Source organism: Saccharopolyspora kobensis (assembly GCF_900108315.1).
GTDB classification, from domain to species: domain Bacteria; phylum Actinomycetota; class Actinomycetes; order Mycobacteriales; family Pseudonocardiaceae; genus Saccharopolyspora; species Saccharopolyspora kobensis.
This window is the reverse complement of the sequence record NZ_FNVB01000006.1, coordinates 183,220-199,547: the sequence shown is the minus strand read 5'-3', so window position 1 is coordinate 199,547 and position 16,328 is coordinate 183,220. Positions and strand designations below refer to the sequence as shown.

General features: G+C 70.5%; 19 protein-coding genes. 9 read left to right on the top strand and 10 right to left on the bottom strand.

The genetic code is table 11. The annotated features are described in order from the left end of the window. The first annotated feature begins 98 nt into the window (after positions 1 to 98). From C4T78_RS36125 to C4T78_RS21360, 3 genes are all read left to right on the top strand, one after another. Positions 99 to 1,049, top strand: a complete 951-nt coding sequence (locus C4T78_RS36125; protein ID WP_143185954.1) for a hypothetical protein — start codon at positions 99 to 101, stop codon at positions 1,047 to 1,049. A 475-nt stretch (positions 1,050 to 1,524) separates the two neighbouring features. Next, positions 1,525 to 2,151 (top strand): ClpP family protease, encoded by a 627-nt coding sequence (locus tag C4T78_RS21365; protein WP_093356329.1) that lies wholly within the window; start codon positions 1,525 to 1,527, stop codon positions 2,149 to 2,151. Continuing rightward, positions 2,148 to 2,738, top strand: a complete 591-nt coding sequence (locus tag C4T78_RS21360) for a ClpP family protease (RefSeq protein ID WP_093356236.1) — start codon at positions 2,148 to 2,150, stop codon at positions 2,736 to 2,738. The genes C4T78_RS21365 and C4T78_RS21360 overlap by 4 nt, the downstream gene beginning before the upstream one ends. A gap of 4 nt (positions 2,739 to 2,742) precedes the next feature. Here the strand turns inward: C4T78_RS21360 and C4T78_RS21355 are convergent, their stop codons facing one another. The 5 genes from C4T78_RS21355 to C4T78_RS21335 form a co-directional block, all read right to left on the bottom strand. Beyond that, positions 2,743 to 3,078 (bottom strand): helix-turn-helix domain-containing protein, encoded by a 336-nt coding sequence (locus tag C4T78_RS21355; protein ID WP_093356234.1) that lies wholly within the window; start codon positions 3,076 to 3,078, stop codon positions 2,743 to 2,745. Positions 3,079 to 3,201: 123 nt separating this feature from the next. Then, complete coding sequence (locus tag C4T78_RS21350) at positions 3,202 to 4,521, bottom strand: MFS transporter (RefSeq protein WP_093356233.1); 1,320 nt, start codon at positions 4,519 to 4,521, stop codon at positions 3,202 to 3,204. A gap of 87 nt (positions 4,522 to 4,608) precedes the next feature. Then, the gene (locus tag C4T78_RS21345; RefSeq protein WP_093356232.1) at positions 4,609 to 5,163 is read right to left on the bottom strand and encodes a maleylpyruvate isomerase family mycothiol-dependent enzyme; all 555 of its coding nucleotides are present in this window, start codon (positions 5,161 to 5,163) and stop codon (positions 4,609 to 4,611) included. A gap of 1 nt (position 5,164) precedes the next feature. After that, positions 5,165 to 5,644, bottom strand: coding sequence for an SRPBCC family protein (locus C4T78_RS21340; protein WP_093356230.1), 480 nt, complete (start codon positions 5,642 to 5,644; stop codon positions 5,165 to 5,167). A 139-nt stretch (positions 5,645 to 5,783) separates the two neighbouring features. Next, positions 5,784 to 6,146 carry an ArsR/SmtB family transcription factor gene (locus C4T78_RS21335; protein ID WP_093356229.1) on the bottom strand — a complete coding sequence of 121 codons (363 nt, stop codon included), beginning with the start codon at positions 6,144 to 6,146 and terminating at the stop codon, positions 5,784 to 5,786. Positions 6,147 to 6,397: 251 nt separating this feature from the next. Between C4T78_RS21335 and C4T78_RS21330 the strand changes: the two genes are divergently transcribed. Further along, the gene (locus C4T78_RS21330; RefSeq protein WP_143185951.1) at positions 6,398 to 6,910 is read left to right on the top strand and encodes a ricin-type beta-trefoil lectin domain protein; all 513 of its coding nucleotides are present in this window, start codon (positions 6,398 to 6,400) and stop codon (positions 6,908 to 6,910) included. Positions 6,911 to 6,964: 54 nt separating this feature from the next. Here C4T78_RS21330 and C4T78_RS21325 read toward each other — a convergent pair whose 3' ends face one another. Continuing rightward, positions 6,965 to 8,212: an MFS transporter gene (locus C4T78_RS21325; protein ID WP_093356227.1), complete on the bottom strand. Its 1,248-nt coding sequence runs from the start codon at positions 8,210 to 8,212 to the stop codon at positions 6,965 to 6,967. Between the two features lie 45 nt (positions 8,213 to 8,257). On the opposite strand from C4T78_RS21325, the gene C4T78_RS21320 reads away from it, so the two are divergent. From C4T78_RS21320 to C4T78_RS21310, 3 genes are read left to right on the top strand one after another with little or no spacing between them, the layout of a single operon-like run. After that, on the top strand, positions 8,258 to 9,262 hold the full coding sequence (locus C4T78_RS21320; protein ID WP_218161664.1) for a GlxA family transcriptional regulator: 1,005 nt from the start codon (positions 8,258 to 8,260) through the stop codon (positions 9,260 to 9,262). 22 nt (positions 9,263 to 9,284) lie between these two features. After that, positions 9,285 to 9,950, top strand: a complete 666-nt coding sequence (locus C4T78_RS21315) for an O-methyltransferase (RefSeq protein WP_093356225.1) — start codon at positions 9,285 to 9,287, stop codon at positions 9,948 to 9,950. 55 nt (positions 9,951 to 10,005) lie between these two features. Beyond that, complete coding sequence (locus tag C4T78_RS21310; RefSeq protein WP_093356224.1) at positions 10,006 to 10,782, top strand: SDR family NAD(P)-dependent oxidoreductase; 777 nt, start codon at positions 10,006 to 10,008, stop codon at positions 10,780 to 10,782. 113 nt (positions 10,783 to 10,895) lie between these two features. Here C4T78_RS21310 and C4T78_RS21305 read toward each other — a convergent pair whose 3' ends face one another. Then, positions 10,896 to 11,366 (bottom strand): YbaK/EbsC family protein, encoded by a 471-nt coding sequence (locus tag C4T78_RS21305; protein ID WP_093356223.1) that lies wholly within the window; start codon positions 11,364 to 11,366, stop codon positions 10,896 to 10,898. A 55-nt stretch (positions 11,367 to 11,421) separates the two neighbouring features. Beyond that, positions 11,422 to 12,018 carry a class I SAM-dependent methyltransferase gene (locus C4T78_RS21300; RefSeq protein ID WP_093356221.1) on the bottom strand — a complete coding sequence of 199 codons (597 nt, stop codon included), beginning with the start codon at positions 12,016 to 12,018 and terminating at the stop codon, positions 11,422 to 11,424. Positions 12,019 to 12,476: 458 nt separating this feature from the next. Here C4T78_RS21300 and C4T78_RS21295 point away from each other — a divergent pair, with 458 nt between their 5' ends. Beyond that, on the top strand, positions 12,477 to 13,727 hold the full coding sequence (locus C4T78_RS21295) for an MFS transporter (protein WP_093356220.1): 1,251 nt from the start codon (positions 12,477 to 12,479) through the stop codon (positions 13,725 to 13,727). Here the strand turns inward: C4T78_RS21295 and C4T78_RS21290 are convergent. Then, on the bottom strand, positions 13,702 to 14,886 hold the full coding sequence (locus C4T78_RS21290; protein ID WP_093356219.1) for a cytochrome P450: 1,185 nt from the start codon (positions 14,884 to 14,886) through the stop codon (positions 13,702 to 13,704). The two genes, C4T78_RS21295 and C4T78_RS21290, sit on opposite strands and share 26 nt — an antisense overlap. A 34-nt stretch (positions 14,887 to 14,920) precedes the next feature. Further along, positions 14,921 to 15,610 (bottom strand): TetR/AcrR family transcriptional regulator, encoded by a 690-nt coding sequence (locus C4T78_RS21285; protein ID WP_093356217.1) that lies wholly within the window; start codon positions 15,608 to 15,610, stop codon positions 14,921 to 14,923. A 206-nt stretch (positions 15,611 to 15,816) separates the two neighbouring features. Here C4T78_RS21285 and C4T78_RS21280 point away from each other — a divergent pair, with 206 nt between their 5' ends. Next, positions 15,817 to 15,999: an antitoxin gene (locus C4T78_RS21280; RefSeq protein ID WP_093356216.1), complete on the top strand. Its 183-nt coding sequence runs from the start codon at positions 15,817 to 15,819 to the stop codon at positions 15,997 to 15,999. The last annotated feature ends 329 nt before the right edge of the window (positions 16,000 to 16,328 follow it).

Below are 16,328 nucleotides of genomic sequence, written 5' to 3'. Positions count from 1 at the left end.
GGAAGCCAGGCCAGGTGACGCGAAGTGCTCGATCTCGCGTACAGCGAGTGCTGATTCCGGTACGCTCAGCGAGCGTTGCCGATCATGGGGGAGCTCACATGGATGCGTCCACGCTCGCGGCCGCAGTCGTTCAGATGATGTCCGCGCTCGCTTCCGGCCAGCCGGTCCAAGAGGGTGCTCAGCGCGTCTATGATCTCGTCCGCGAGCGAGTGCTGAACTCCGACGTCGGCCAATCCGCGTGGAATCAGTTCGAGCAAAGCCCGACGGAGCCCGCAGGACAGGCGCTGTTGCAGTCGGTCGTGCGAGACGCGATCAGCAGTGACCCGGAATTTGCGCGACAGCTTCAGGAGTCTGCCTCCTCCTACACTCCTACCCAGGGCAGCAGCAGCGCGGTTGGTGGCAACCAGGAAAACGTCACGATCACCAACGTCTCGGGCATCCGCGGGCGGAACCACATATCCATCGGCCCGATGACGATCAACAACAACCGCCAAACGCGACTCTCGCTCGTCGGCGCTGCACTTCTGCTGTTGCTCCTTCTTGGCTTCGGAACATACGGTGCCGTCACGCTCGTCATCGGACGAAACGATTCACCGCCGCCGGAGTCGAGAAACTCCGGACAACAGTCAGCTGCCCCTGAGCCGACCATCCCGAAGGTGCATGGGCTTGTGTCCGGGAGACCGATGAAGTCACCTAGCCCTGTCGATGCAGTTTTTGATGTGTACAACTTACTTCGCTCGGAAAAACCAGAAATGATCTGCCTCCTCTTCGCCGACACTGGCAAGGAGGCGTTCGCCGCAGCTCATGGTGCTCCCGACTGCCAGGCTGCGGCTCAGCAACTGCGCAACCAGGTCACGGATCAAAACGCTTATGCCAACCCGCGATTAGATCGCGACGCTGTGGTGATCGCAGGCAACGACGCGGTGGCGTACTCCTGCCGGATGCGGGTCGAAGGTGGTCCCGTTCTCGGTAGCTTCGGGTTTTTTCGAGATTCTAATGGGGGCTGGGAAATCGACTCCTACGAGTTGAAGCCACCGACGTGTGCTTAGAACGGGCCTTCTCTGAACTTCTTTACTTCGCGCCGATCAACCAGATCCATCAACAGCGACGCCCGTCCAACCCACGTGTTAAGTCTTCTCCTGTTTGTCAATGCGACCTCACGGGGGCGTCGTCCTCGCTGGTGGGTTAGCTGCGCGTCCTCGGCGGTGGGACTCACGCGGCGTGGAGGCAGGAGCACTGGCTTGCGATGAGGGTTTTCCTTCTCCTGCTTTCCGGCTCCGGTCGCGGTCGGCACTTGCTGTGCGCGGCCGGACAGCTAGTGCGGTGAGGACTCTGATCGTGGACAGGACCGCCAGGACGGTCCAGGTGGTGGTGAAGCCTGCGTGGTTGCAATCTCCGTCCGGGATGAGGCAGGACACAGAGGTAGATGCTCCCGTGCTCTCTCGGTGCCAAGCTGCTGTGGGCTGATCTGCTCACAGCAGCGGGAGCCGCCAAGTGCGGCGGGGCGGCGGCATCGTCGGGGGCATGAGCGACAACGGGAAGCAGCCGATGTTCGACCATCGGCTTCGGGAACGGTTCTTCGGGCAGCGGGTGCTGGTCCTCGACGGCGTGCTCGACGACGACAACGGGACCGTGCTCGCCACTCAGATGCTGTCCCTCGCGAGCGAGGATCCCGGTAGGGACATCGCGCTGTGGATCCACTCGCCGGGCGGTTCGGTGCCCGCGATGCTGGCCATCCGGGACGTGATGCGGCTCGTGCCGTGCGACGTGGCGACGCTGGCGCTGGGGCTGGCGTGCAGCGCTGGGCAGTTCCTGCTGTCCGCGGGCACTCCGGGCAAGCGCTTCGCGCTCCCGCACGCGCGGATCCTGATGCACCAGGGGTCGTCCGGGATCGGCGGGTCGGCGGTCGAGGTGGAGGTGCAGGCCGACGATCTGCGGCACACCCGGGACACGGTGCTCGGGATCATCGCGGAGGACACCGGTCAGCCGGTCGAACGGATCTTCACCGACTCGCTGCACGACCGCTGGTTCACCACCGAGCAGGCGCGCGAGTACGGGTTCATCGACCACGTCGTCGGCGATCTCGGTCAGGTCCTGCCCGTGCGCACGCACCGGATGGGCCTCGCCTCGGCGACGGGAGCGAGCGCATGAGCACCTACACCATCCCCAACGTCATCACGCGCAGCGCGGGCGGCGAGCGGATCATGGACGTCTACTCGCACCTGCTGTCGGAGCGGATCGTCTACCTCGGCACCGCGATCGACTCCGGGGTGGCGAACGCGTTGATCGCCCAGCTGCTGCACCTGGAGGCGGACAACCCGGAACGCGAGATCAACTTCTACATCAACTGCGAGGGCGGCGACCCGTCGGCGATGCTCGCGCTGTACGACACGATCCGCTACATCAAGGCGCCGGTGGCGACGACGTGCGTGGGCCAGGCGGTCGCGACCGGTGCCGTGCTGCTGGCAGCGGGGGAGGCCGGTCGCCGGTCCGTGCTGCCGCACACCCGCGTGGTGCTGCACCAGCCCGCGGCGCAGGGGCGCGGCACCATCCCGGACCTGATCATCCAGGCCGACGAGGTGGTGCGGGTGCGCACCCAGCTGGAGGAGATCCTCTCCGCGCACACCGGTCGTGCCGTCGCGGACCTGCGGCACGACACCGACCGGGACCGCGTGTTCGACGCGGCGGGTGCCGTCGAGTACGGGCTCGCGGACCGGGTCCTCGACCAGCGGTCCTGAGCTCTCAGGCGGCCATGAGCACGGGGCCGGCGGGACGGCGCACGGGTGCCGCGCCGCGGATCCGCTGGACGTCGCCCGCGATGCCGATGAGCAGCTCCGCCAGGTCGACGCCCAGGGCGCCCGTGACCGCGGCGATCATCTCGCTCGAAGGTTCCTTGCGGCCGCGTTCGATCTCGGAGAGGTACTGCGGCGAGATGCCGGCCCGCTCCGCGATGTCGACGAGGCGGACACCTCGCTTCTCCCGGGTCGCGCGCAGGCTCCGGCCCAGCACCTCGCGCCACAGCGGGTCCGGTTCGCGATCCGGCGCAGGGGTGCGCTTGAAGGGAAGGATTTCCGCCATGACCGCCATCCTGGCACCTGTCCGGTGCCCGCGGGCTGCGGTTCTGCTCCCGGCGGAACGCGCGCACCTCTCGCTCCGCCAGTCGGGTGGCGGGCGAGAGGTGCGCGTTCTCAGCCGTGGGACTCATACGGTGCGGACGCAGGAGCACTGGCCCGCGATGAGGGTGCCTTCCTCTGCTTCCCGGGCCGAGACCGTGACGAGGTCGCCGTCCTCGGCCGGGACCACCGCCGCCGTTCCGGGCTGCTCCACCCGCTCTGTTCGCGGCCAGACGGCCATCGCGGTGAGGGCTCCGATCGCCGCCAAGGCCGCCAGGACGGTCCAGGTGGTGGTGAAGCCCGCGCGGGTCGCGACCCAGCCGGCGATGGGGTAGGTGACCAGCCAGGCGAGGTGGGACAGCGAGAACTGGGCGGCGAAGACCTCGGGGATCCCGCTCGGGTCGACGGCTCGGCGCAGCACCCGGCCGGTCGGCGTGATGATCAGCGCCATGCCGCCGCCGATCGCCACCCAGATCGCGCCGGTCAGCAGCGGTGCCGCGATGCTCGCCGCGGACATCGCGACCGCCGCGCCGACCGCGAGCAGCAGCACCGCGGCTCCGGTCAGCATCACCAGCCGGTCCGCCACCCGGTCCAGGACGCGGGGCAGGACGAGAGCCACCAGCAGCGTTCCCGTTCCGGAAGCGGCGAGCATCCAGGCCACGTCGGACTGGGTGCCGCCGAGGACGTCGCGGACGTAGTTCACGGTGTTGACGACCACGATGGAACCGGCGGCGGCGACGACCAGGTTCAGCGCCATGACGCCGCGCAGGCTCGGCGTGGCCGCGAAGGTGCGGATCCCCGACACCGCGCGGTCCCAGGCGTTCGTGCGCGCGCTGGGACGCGCGTCGGGAATCCGGGTGGACAGGACCAGCAGCGCCGACACCGCGAATCCGACCGAGGTGCCTAGGAACAGCAGGTTGAACGTCATGAAGGTGAGCGCCACCGCCGCCAGCACCGGGCTGAGCAGGCTTTCCATCGTGGAGGCCACCTGCGATGCGGACAGCGCTCGGGTGTAGTCGGCCTCGTCGGTCACGATGTCCGGGATCACCGCCTGGAACGTCGGGGTGAACGCCGCCGACGCGGTCTGCAGCACGCCGATCAGCACGTAGATCTGCCAGACCTCGGTGACGAACGGCAGCGCGAGCACCACCAGCGCGCGCACCACGTCGAGAGCGGTGAGGAACCAGCGCCGGGGCAGCCGGTCGACGTACGCGGCCGCCAGCGGTGCGACGACCACGTACGCCACCATCTTGATCGTCAGCGCGGTGGCGAGCACCGCGCCTGCGCGAGGTCCGGCGAGGTCGTACGCGAGCAGCCCCAGCGCGACCGTGGCCAGCCCGGTGCCGAACAGCGCGATGACCTGAGCGCCGAACAGCCTCCGGTAGTCGCGAATCGCGAACAGCCCCATGTCCCTCTCCTCCCGAACAATACCCCTAGGGGGTATCCGTGTCGGGAGTGTGTATATACCCCGCTGGGGTATATGTCAACGTGGGGATCAGGTGGCGGGGGGCCAGGCCGGGTCGCGGCCGAGGAAGCCCATCAGCTCGTCCTGCGCCGAGGCGCCGGCCGCGACGGGCACGGCGGCGCCGAACTGCCCGCTGTCGCGCAACACCTGCTCCATCGGCCGCATGGCCGACAGCGCCGCGCGGCAGCGCTCCTCGCCGAGGTCGGGCTCGCGGCCGAGCGCCTTGGCGAGGTCCCAGGTGTGCATCCAGACGTCGGCCGCGTAGAACCGGTCGATCGCTTCATCGACCGGCATGTCGCCGGTGTGCGGGTTGCTGAGCACCCGGCCCGCGGGGTTGTCGAGGATGGCCTGGACGTCGGTGACGTGCTGCTTCCAGGCGGCCACCGGGTCGGCCGCGACGTCCAGGGCCGGGAGCTCGATCCCCGCGCCCGTCAGGAAGCCGCGGGACCACTCGACCAGGTGCTTCACGACGTCGAGCGCCGTCCACTCCGCGACCGGGCTCGGCCGCGACCAGTCGCCGGCCGCGGCGGACTCGACCAGCTCGGTGAACCGGGCGGCGTCCTGCGCGTGCTGCTCGGCCGTCACGTCAGGCGCCCTTCGCGAGCAGCTCGTCGAGCTTCTCGTAGCCCTCGCCGACTCCGGTGTCCATGCCGCTGGCGAGGATGCTGTCGCGGGTCTCGAAGTCCGCCACCACGCTCAGCGTCCGCAGCCGCGTCCGGCCGCCCGCGAGCTCCTCGAAGGTCAGCGTCTCCAGCGCGACCGCGTCTGGCACACCCTCGAAGGTGAAGGTCCACACGATCCGCTCCTGCGGGCGCACCTCGTGGAAGCTGCCGTAGAAGGCGGCGATCTCCTCGCCGTCGCGGTCGTTGGCGAACGCCCAAGCTCCGCCGGTCCGGGCGTCCCAGGTGGTGATCCTCGTGGTCACCGAGCGCGGCCCGACCCACTGCGCGTAGAGCTCCGGGTCGACGTGGGCGCGGAACACCTGCTCGGGCGTCGCGTCGAATTCCCGGGTGATCTCGATGGTCGGGGTCTTCTCGTCCGCCGCGATCCTGGTCTCGTTGGTCATGGCCTGTCCGCCTCTCCGTGCTTTTCAGTGGTGGTCGCGCTTGGGAGTGATCCTGCGTTTTGCGGCTTCTTGTGGCTGGGTCGCATCACGGTCCCCCTGAAGGTGCGGTCGAGCAGGAATCCGGTTGACGCGACGGGCGTCATGACGCGCCTTTCTTCCGGTTCGGCTGCTGTTCTTCGTTCATCCGGCCGAGCAGGGCGTCGAGGCGCTGGTAGCGCTCCTCGGCTTCCCGGCGGTAGCGCTCGATCCACTTCGACATCAGGTCGAACACCTCCGCGTCCAGGTGGACCGGCCGGCGCTGGGCGTCCCTGCTGCGGGTCACCAATCCGGCGTCCTCGAGCACCTTCACGTGCTTGGAGATCGCCTGGAGGCTCATGTCGTAGGGCTCGGCGAGCTCGCCCACGGTCGCGTCCGCACCGGCCAGGCGGGCCACCAGTTCCCGCCGGGTCGGGTCGGCCAGCGCCGCGAACGCCCGGTTGAGCCGCTCCGTGCTCTCGTCCAACGCTTGTCCTCAACTAGTCGGTTGAATAACAAGGTAGACCCGGCGTCCGGGCTTGGTCAACCGGAAGGTTGAGAAAGGGGTGGCGGTCGGTGTTGACGGCCGACGGGTCGACCAGCCGCACCACGTGTCACCTGACGGGGGCGTGGAATCCGCCGGTCGAGGACATCGGTGCGGAGTTGCGGCGGCCGATGGAGATGGCGTGATCGTCCGGGAGGGGCCGGGCGGCATCTTCTCGGAAAGGACCTCGGACGATGACTCTTCGACGTGCTCTGGCGTGGGCTTTCGCGCTGGTGTCCATCGCGGCGCTGGTCGCCTTCGCACCCGCTGCGACGGCTGCTCAGCCGCGCGCGTACGTGCAGCCCGGCACCTACCAGATCGAGTTCGGCACGAGCTCGTTCGGCGAGGTGCTGACCGAGCCGTGGGACGCGGCGCCCGGCACGCCCGTCGTGCTGCTGCCGCGCGGTGAGGGCGCCCAGGTCTGGGTGATCGCGCGGAAGGGCCACGGCTACACCATCCAGAGCGCGCAGACCGGCCACTACCTGGGCGTTCGGGTGGAGCCGGGGCACCACCGGCTGGCTGTCGTCACGCCGCAGCCCCACACGTGGACCCTCGACGCCGCGTCGCGGGCCGGCCGGGTGCACATCGCGAGCGGCCAGTTCCGGCTGGACCGCTCGCCGCTGCTGATCTTCCCGCCGCGCGTCGACGTCCAGCAGGCCCGCGACGGCATCGGCCAGGAGTGGCAGCTGACCCGGATCGGCGGCTGAACCTCCCGAAGAGCGCCCGGTCGGCATTCCGGCCGGGCGCTCTCGCACGTCCGGCTACGCCGGCTGGGCCGCGGTCTTCTTCCTGATCGCTGCGGCCAGCAGGGCACCCATCGCGCACAGGGCCGCTGCGCTGATCCACACCGCGTCGTAGCTGCCCATGAGGTCGCGGGCCACGCCGCCGCCGAGGGCGACCAGGCCGGCGCCGAGCTGGTGGGCCGTGCTCACCCAGCCGAAGACGATCGCGCCGTCCACGCCGAAGATCTCGCGGCACAGGGCGATCGTCGGCGGGACCGTCGCGACGTCGAGCAGTCCGAACAGGACCGCGAACGCGAGCATCCCGGGCTGCACCGTCGGTGCCAGCAGCGACGGCAGGAACAGCAGCGACGTGCCGCGCAGGCCGTAGTAGGCGGCCAGCAGCAGCCGGGGGCTGAACCGGTCGGTGAGCCAGCCGGAGGCGACCGTGCCCGCCACGTTGACCACGCCGATGATCGCCAGCACCGAGGCGGCGATCGTCGTCGGCATGCCGTGGTCGTGCGCGGCGGAGGCGAAGTGGGTCCACATGATCCCGTTGGTGGAGGCGCCGCAGATCGCGAAAGTGCCTGCCAGCAGCCAGAACGGGCCGGTGCGCGCGGAGCCGAGCAGCACCCGGAGCGTTCGGCGGGCCGCGCCCGGTTCGGGTTGCGGCTTCGGTTCGAAGGCCGCCGCGCCGTAGGGGCGCAGGCCGAGGTCGGCCGGGTGATCGCGGAAGACCGACCAGGCCAGCGGTGTCGCGGCCAGTGCGATCAGCGCGAGCGCCACGGTCGCCGAGCGCCACGCGAAGCGGTCGATCACCCAGGACATCACCGGCAGGAACGCGAACTGGCCGACGACGGTCGCGGCGGTCAGGGCGCCGGTCACCAGGCCGCGCCGGGCGGCGAACCAGCGGTGCGCGACGGTCGCCGCGAACGTCGTCGCCAGCCCGCCGCAGCCGATGCCGACCAGCACGCCCCAGCCCGCGATCAGCTGCCAGGGCGCGGAAACGGCCGTGGTGATGGCGGCTCCGGCGGCGATCAGCGACAGCGCTCCGGCCGCCGTGCGCCGGATGCCGAAGCGATCCACCAGTGCGGCGGAGAACGGCGCGGTCAGCCCGTACAGCACCATGTTCACCGACACCGCGATCCCGATCGTGCCGTGCGACCAGGCGAACTCGCGGTGCATCGGGGTCACCAGCAGGCCCGCGGTGGTGGCGCAGGCACCTGCGGCGACGACGACCAGTGCGGTGACGGCGGCTACCCACCAGGCGCGGTGCACATCGGTTCTCATGCCCTCCGACCCTGCTCGGTGCCGAGCGCCGGAACGAGTGGCCCGATGGCCAACATGTGCAAGAATCGGGCCATGCATCGCATCGTGGTACTCGTCCGGCACGGAGTCATGCCGATGGAGCTGGGGTTGGTGCACCAGCTGTTCGGCCGAGCGCGCACGCTTGCGGGCGAGCCGCTGTACGAGGTCACGACCTGCGCTCTCGTCCCGGGCGAGGTGCGCACCGACGCGGACTTCCCGATCCGCGTCGAGCACGGCCCGGAGGCGCTGGGAGCGGCCGACACCGTGATCGTCCTGGCCACCCACGAGTACGACGAGACCGAGACCGAAGGGCGACTCGGCCCGGAGCTGGCCGCCGCGCTCGCCAATATCCGGCCGGGCACGCGCATCGCCTCCATCTGCACCGGGGCGTTCGTGCTGGCCGCCGCAGGTCTGCTCGACGGCCGCCGGGCGACCACGCACTGGATCTCCAGCGACCGCTTCCGCGAGTTCTTCCCCGCGGTGCAGCTGGATCCCGACGTGCTCTACACCGACGACGGCGACGTGCTCACCTCCGCGGGCGAGGCGTCCGGGATCGACCTGTGCCTGCACATGATCCGGCGCGATCACGGCGCGGCGGTCGCCAACGAGGTCGCGCGCCTGACCGTCGTGCCGCCGCACCGCGACGGCGGCCAGGCCCAGTACATCCTGCGCCCGGTGCCGGAACCGCAGATCTCGTCCACCCGGCGGGCCCGGGCCTGGGCGCTGGAGCACCTGGACCGGCCGCTGTCGCTGCGCGAGCTGGCCGCGCAGGAGGCGATGAGCGTGCGGACCTTCACCCGGCGGTTCCGCGACGAGGTGGGGATCTCGCCGCTGCAGTGGCTCACCCAGCAGCGCATCGAGCGGGCGCGACAACTGCTGGAGGAGACCGATCTGCCGGTGGAGCGGGTCGCGGCCGACGCCGGTTTCGGCACCGCTGCGTCGTTGCGCCAGCACCTGCAGGTGGCCCTCGGGGTGTCGCCGAGTGCTTATCGCAACACTTTTCGCGGCACCGATGCCCTCGCCGCCGGCTGAGGAGCGGAGTAAGCAACCCGGTATGGCACAAGAGCAGTGGGCAGCGGTCGACGAATACCTGGGAGAGCGGTACGCGCCGGAGGACCCGGTGCTGATCGCCGCGCGGCGGGCCGCCGACGAAGCCGGACTCCCGCGCGTCGCGGTCTCCCCGTTGCAGGGCCGGTTCCTGCAGGTCCTGGCCCGGACGGTGCAGGCCCGTCGGATCCTCGAAATCGGCACGCTGGCCGGGTACAGCACCATCTGGCTCGGCCGCGCGCTGCCGGCGGACGGCCGGCTGGTCACCCTGGAGCACGACCCGGCGCACGCCGAGATCGCGCGCGCCAACCTGGCCCGCGCCGGGCTCGACGAGGTCGCGGAGGTGCGCGTCGGGGCGGCGCTGGACACCCTGCCGGAGCTGGTCGGGGAGGTCTTCGACCTGGTCTTCGTCGACGCCGACCGGCCCAGCGTCCCCGAGTACTTCCGGTGGGCGCTGGAGCTCACGCGGCCCGGCGGACTGGTGGTCGTGGACAACGTGGTGCGCCGGGGCGCGGTGGTCGACGAGGCGAACCTGGACGCCGAGCTGCGGGGCGTGCGCCGGTTCCACGAGCTGCTCGCCGCCGAACCCCGCGCGATGGCGACCTCGATCCAGACCGTCGGGGCCAAGGGGCACGACGGGTTCACCCTTGCCCTGGTGCTGTCCGAGGGGTGATGATCTGCCGATCGGATCTGACTCACGTCCTCTGTGGACGGTCGGGAGGTGGTTCATGGCGGCCGATCTCTTCCAGCTCGACGGGCGCAAGGCCGTGGTCGTCGGCGGTGGTAGCGGACTGGGGCGCGCCAGCGCGGTCGCCCTGGCCGAGTACGGGGCGCGGGTCGTCGTGGCGGACGTGGACGCCGCGGGCGCGGAGGAGACCGCGGAGTCGATCCGGCAGCTGGGGCACGAGGCGGTCCGGCGCGAGCTGGACGTGCGCGAGAGCGCGCAGATCCGCGAGCTCGCGGCGGCCGAGCCCGATGCGGACGTGCTGGTCGTGACGCCCGGCATCAACGTCCGCAAGCGGCTGGTGGACACCACCGACGAGGAGTTCGACCGCGTCGTCGACGTCAACCTGAAGGGCACCTACCGGCTGGTGCGCGAGTTCGGCGCGCGGATGGCCGAGCGCGGGCGCGGCAGCATCATCACCTTCGCCAGCTTCCGGGCGGAGGTGGTCGAGCCGGGACAGGGCATCTACGCCGCGACGAAGGCGGGCGTGGTGCAGCTGTCCCGCGCGCTGGCCGCGGAGCTGGGGCCGCGGGGCGTGCGGGTCAACGCCATCGCGCCGGGCCCGTTCGAGACGCCGCTGACCGAGCAGATCAAGTCCGACGAGGCCTGGTACGGCGCTTACGCGCGCAAGACCGCGTTGCAGCGGTGGGCGAAGGCGGAGGAGATCGCGGGTGCGGTGGTGTACCTGGCCTCGGACGCCTCGTCCTACGTGACCGGCAGCCTGCAGCTGGTGGAGGGCGGCTGGACGGCGATCGACGGCCGCTTCGACCCGGGTGTCTGATCCGCTGCTCCCGCGCTGGGCGCGCGGTTTCCGCTGGTAAAAGGCCGTGAGTGCTTTGCGGGGCTATAGCACCCCGAAGCGCTCACGAGTCCTGACCAGCGGAAACCGTTCGATCAGCGCTTCTCCACCTCGGCGGGGAGGCCGCCGGTGATCCGCACCAGCTCGTCGAAGGTCGTCGGGAACATCGCGTGCTTGGTCCCCGCGCCCGCCCACACCACCGGGTGGTCGGCGAGCATCCGGTCCACCACCGTGCGGATCGGCCGCGGGTGCCCCACCGGCCCGACGCCGCCGACCGGCTGACCGGTGGCGGCCTGCACGAACTCCGGGGTGGCGCGCCGGATCCGGCCGCTGCCGAGGAGCCGCGCGACGTGCTTGGTGTCCACCCGGTGCGCACCGCTGGCGATGATCAGCAGCGGCTCGTCGTCGCAGGTGAAGACGAGGCTGTTGGCGATCGCGCCGACCTCGCAGCCGAGCTGTTCGGCGGCCGCGGCGGCGGTCGGCACCTCGGTGCTGAACTCGACGACCTGACCGGGCACGTCCAGCTCGCGCAGGCAGGCGGAGAAGGTGTCGGTGGCATTGCTCATGCCGCGCAGAATCCCCCACGCCGCGCCGCCGGAACAAGCGAATTGCCCGCCGGTGTCACCTGACCGGGCCGCGGCGGGCCCGCAGGACCGTGTCGTGGGTGTGGTGCGTGCCCGCGGGCGGGGGAGTGGTGCGCGGGCGGGTCTCGTTGACCAGGACGGTCCAGTCGTCGTCGAGCAGCGCCGCGATTTCGGCGGGCCGGTAGTAGTCGTCGGGGTCGAAGTCCGCGTCCGGGGGCACGTCGGCGAGGTCGTGGCTGCCGAACAGCAGCGTGCCGCCCGGGGCGACGGCGGCCAGCAGGCCGCGCAGCGCGGTGTGCTCGGGCTGGCGCCGGAGCGGGAAGTACTGGACGGAGACCAGGTCGAACGCGCCGGCCGGTGGTGGTGTGGTCATCGGGTCGCCGTGCTGCCACGAGATGCCGAGGTCCGCGCCGGTCGCGGCGGCTCGCTCCAGGGCCACCCGGGAGATGTCGATCGCGGTGACCCGCCAGCCGCGCCGCGCCAGCCAGATCGCGTCGGCGCCCTCGCCGCAACCCACTTCGAGCGCCTGCCCGGGTGGCAGGTCGCTCGCCTCGGCGACGAGCACCAGGTTGGGCGCTCCGCTGAACAGCTGGTCGTGGCTGCGGTACCGGTCGTCCCAGAACTGCTGGTCCATGAATCCTCACCTCGGTCGCGGGAGTTCGCTGCCGCCAATCTGCCCGGGCCCGCGCCTGATCGGCAAAGTTCTTTGCGAAAACCGCAAACCCGCAACCGCCGGTCGTCACGAGAAGTGTTCGCTTCCTTGAAACCGTTGCGGCACAGTCTGTTTCGTGCCGGAGCGGAGGAGGTCACGGCGCGTCACTTGTGATCCGGATCACGCGTGTTAACACGCGCGGGGACCCGATCGAAATGCCGGGTGCGGCCGGAGTTGCGGTCGTTGTTCCACCCGACACCGAGAACGGGTCTGGCCTTCTTGGCCGTCCGCAGTTGCAGGGTCATCCCCAACCGAACACTCCACCCCGCTGACCGAGTCGTGCTCTGACGAGGTCGCGGTCCCTCAGCTCCACGCGTTCGACCCGCGGGTCGTCGCGCGATTCGTGCTGCCCTGCCCGCCCGCCATCCCGAGGGAAGCCAATGCAATTCCGGCTCCTGGTGCTCGCCGTCGGCACCTTCGTCATCAACACCGGCTCCTACCTGGTGGCCGGGGTGCTCCCGGCGATCGCCGAGCACGTCGGAGTGCCGGTCACCACCGCGGGCCAACTGGTCACCGTGCACGCCCTCACCTACGCGATCAGCGCACCGGTGCTGTCCACTGTGGTCGGAAGTTGGGAGCGCAGGAAGCTGCTGTGGCTGTCGCTGGCGCTGTTCGTGGTGGGCAACATCGCCACCGCGCTCGCACCGGACTTCGGCACCCTCACCGCCGCGCGCGTGCTGGGCGCGCTGGGCGCGAGCCTGTTCACCCCGACCGCAGTGGTGATCGCCGCCGACCTGGTGCCGCTGGACCGCCGCGGCCGCGCGGTGTCGATGGTGCTCGGCGGGCTGACGCTGGCCACGGTGATCGGCGTGCCGCTGGGCGTCCTGCTGGAGGAATCCGTTGGCTACCAGGGCTTGTTCTGGATGATCGCGGGCCTCGGCGTGCTCGCCTCGACGGCTCTGCTGGCGCTGCCGCCGGTCCCGGCCCCGCCCGCGATGCGGCTCGGCGAGCGGATCTCGGTGCTGCGCAACCGGGCCGTCGTGTGGGTGCTGGTGGTCTCGATGCTCGCCTCCCTCGCCGACTTCGCCGCCTACACCTATGCCTCGCCGATGCTCTCCGCGCTGACCGGCGCGGGCGCGGGCACGCTCGGCGTGCTGCTGTTCGTCTACGGCGTCGCGGGCGCGATGGGCAACGCGGTGGTCGGCCGGATCACCGACCGCTTCGGGTCCGGCGTCGGCATCGCGGGTTCGCTGCTGCTGCTCACCGCCGGCCTGATGTTCCTGCCGCTGGCGGGCGGTTCGCTGCCGGCCACCGGAGCGCTGCTGGTGCTGTGGGGGCTGGGCGGCTGGGGGATCATGCCCGCCGTCCAGCACCGGCTGATCTCGGCGACGCCGTCCGGTGCCGCGGTGGTGATCGCGTTCAACTCCTCCGCGCTCTACCTGGGCATGGGCTTCGGCGGGATCACCGGAGGCGCGGTCGCCGCGCAGTGGGGCTGGTGGGCGCTGGGCCCGGCATCGGCCGCGGTCGCGGTGCTCGCCCTCGTCCTGTTCTGGCGGATGCCGACCACCGCGCCCGAGCCCGAGGCGGTGCCCGCGCAGCACGAGGTCGGTGGAGCGGACGGTCCCCGGGCCGCCCGCTCCACCGGTGGGTCCCCCGACCCCCGTCTCAGAGGAGCAGCGGAAGGCGCTTGACCCCGGTCATCGCCGGGCTCGGGAGGAACTCCGGGCCGTCGGCCGGATCGGTCCGCAGGTTCGGGAACCGCTCCAGCAGGATGCTCAGCGCCACCCGCCCTTCCAGCCGCGCCAGCGGCGCGCCCAGGCAGAAGTGGATGCCGCGGCCGAAGGCGATCTGCGAGTTCGGTTCGCGGGTGATGTCGAAGGCGTCCGGGTCGGTGAACTGCCGGGGATCCCGGTTGCCCGCCGCCACCCAGAGCAGCACCAGCTGGTCGGCCGGGATGACCTGCCCGCCCAGCTCGGTCTCGTGGCTGGTCGCCCGCGACACGGCGGCGAACGGGCTGAAGAAGCGCAGCGATTCCTCGATGGCACTGGGCACCAGCGACCGGTCCGCGCGCAGCTTGGCGTACTGGTCGGGGTGGGCGTCCAGGCACAGCACCGTGTTGCCCAGCAGCATCGTGGTGGTGATGTGCCCGGCGACGAGCAGCACCATCCCGAAGTTGGCCACCTCGGCGTCGGTGAGCCGCACCCCGTCCACCTCGGCCAGGACCAGCTTGGACAGCAGGTCCTCCCGCGGCTGCCGACGCCGCTCCTGGGCGTGCGTGACCAGGTAGTCGGTCAGCTGCTGGACCTGGTCCATCGCCTTGGCGAAGTACTCCTCCTGCTCCTTGGTCCGCTCCTTGAGCGAGAACTGGTCGGAGCTCTCGAACATCGCGTCGACCCACTTCTTGAACAGCCCTCGGTCGCTGCTGGGCACGCCGAGCAGCTCGGCGATCACGATGACCGGCAGCGGGTAGGCGAGGTCGGTGACCAGCTCGGTGCGGTCACCGGGGATCGCGTCGAGCAGCTCGTGGGTCAGCTTGGCGATGCGGGGCTCCAGGTCCGCGACGACCTTCGGCGTGAAGGCGTGGCTGACCAGCTTGCGCAGCTTGTGGTGCTCCGGCGGGTCCATCTGCACCAGGTTCCCCTCGGAGAACTTGTCGTTCGTCTCGGGGACCAAGCGCTGGGTGGCGGAGGAGAAGGCGGCGTGGTCGCTCAGCGCCTGCAGGATCTCGGGGTAGCCGTAGACGTTCCAGATACCCGCCGCCTCGTCGTGCGCCACCGGCTGTTCCGGCCGCACGCCGCGCAGCCAGAACTGCGCCTCGTTGATTCCCCAGGTGTCGGCGAGGGTCGTCATCTGTTGTCCCTTCCGTGGTGGTCGAGCGGTGGGATCAACCCCGCTCGGTCCCGGGGGCGGCGTATATCCGCTCCCGGTACGTCTTGTTCAGCTCGTCGAACAGGTCAGCGATCTCGTTCGCGGCCGAGGTCAGCGAAGCGGCATCGGGCTCGTCGTCCGGTTCGAAGGCGTGCCGGACGGTGTGGGCCAGGACGTCGGCCGCGGTCTCGTCGTCGATGTCGGGCGCGTCGTGCTGGATGGGTCCGATGGCGTAGAAGCCGGTGTTCGTCGCGTTCATCGCGTAGATCAGGTGCGGGATGTCGTCGCGCACCAGGCCGTGCTTGATGATCAGCGCGTTGTACCGGTCGGCGATCTCCTGCTCCCTGGCTCGCACCGGGGACTTCGTGAGGTTTCCGAGCAGCTCCGCGTCCGCGGTGGCCAGCGCCCGCAGCAGCGGGTGGCGCTGGGTGATGAGGTACGCGGCGCGCATGAAGCGGTGCGGCTGGATCTCCCGCGGATCGCGCCGCAGGCGCGCCGCCAGTTCGTCGAGCAGACCCAGCGCCTCGCGCTGGATGAGCGACTCGAACAGCTGCTCCTTGGTGCGCCAGTGGAGGTAGACGGTCCCCTTCCCGACACCCGCCTGGCGAGCGACGTCTTCGATGGTCACCTTCCGGTAGCCCAGCCGGATCATGAGTTCGCCGGCCGCGTCGAGGATGCGATCGGCACGTTCGGTGGGCTGCGGCACGGGATACCTCCGGGTGGTTCTGACTCCGTGACCGGATTTGAAATCTGGTCATCCGGTCATGCACGAACCGTAGCGCTGCCGTCACGCGCGGGCAAGATCCCTCGAAGGTGTTAACGCGATCCTGACGGGGTGCACGCAGCGCGCACCGGGCTTACGTTCGCGGTGCGTAGCCCGAGGACTTATCCCGCGACGTGGAGGGGAGCACCATGGGACTCGGAGACTTCAAGGACCGGCTGCAGGACGCGGGCCGGGAGCACGGCGACAAGATCGAGCAGGGGCTGGACGCGGCCGCGGACAAGGCCAAGGAGAAGTTCGGCCACGAGGAGAAGATCGATCAGGCCGTGGCGAAGGGCAAGGAGTTCCTGGGTCAGGAGAAGCCCGAGCAGTAGACACCTGAACATCGCCGCCCGACCCACGCTGCGGCACGGGACCTGGTGAGGGCCGTCCCGGTGCGGCAGTGGTCGGAGCGGATCATGGAGAGGCCGCCCCACGCACAGGGCGGCCTCTCTTCGCGTCCACCTGGCTGCCAGTGGCTGATTTGCGGGCGGTACCGGTGGCAGGAACCGCAGACGCCGCCCGGACTGCGGGATCCCGTTCCTATGTGTGTGCCGATGCACGGCGAAGGGCTGCCCTCGCCAGGCGACCTCTGAGAACCCGCGGCGGTGCGAGTTGCAAGGGCGGGTTGTGCGCCTGCGGCGCATGCGCCACCTTCGCCTCG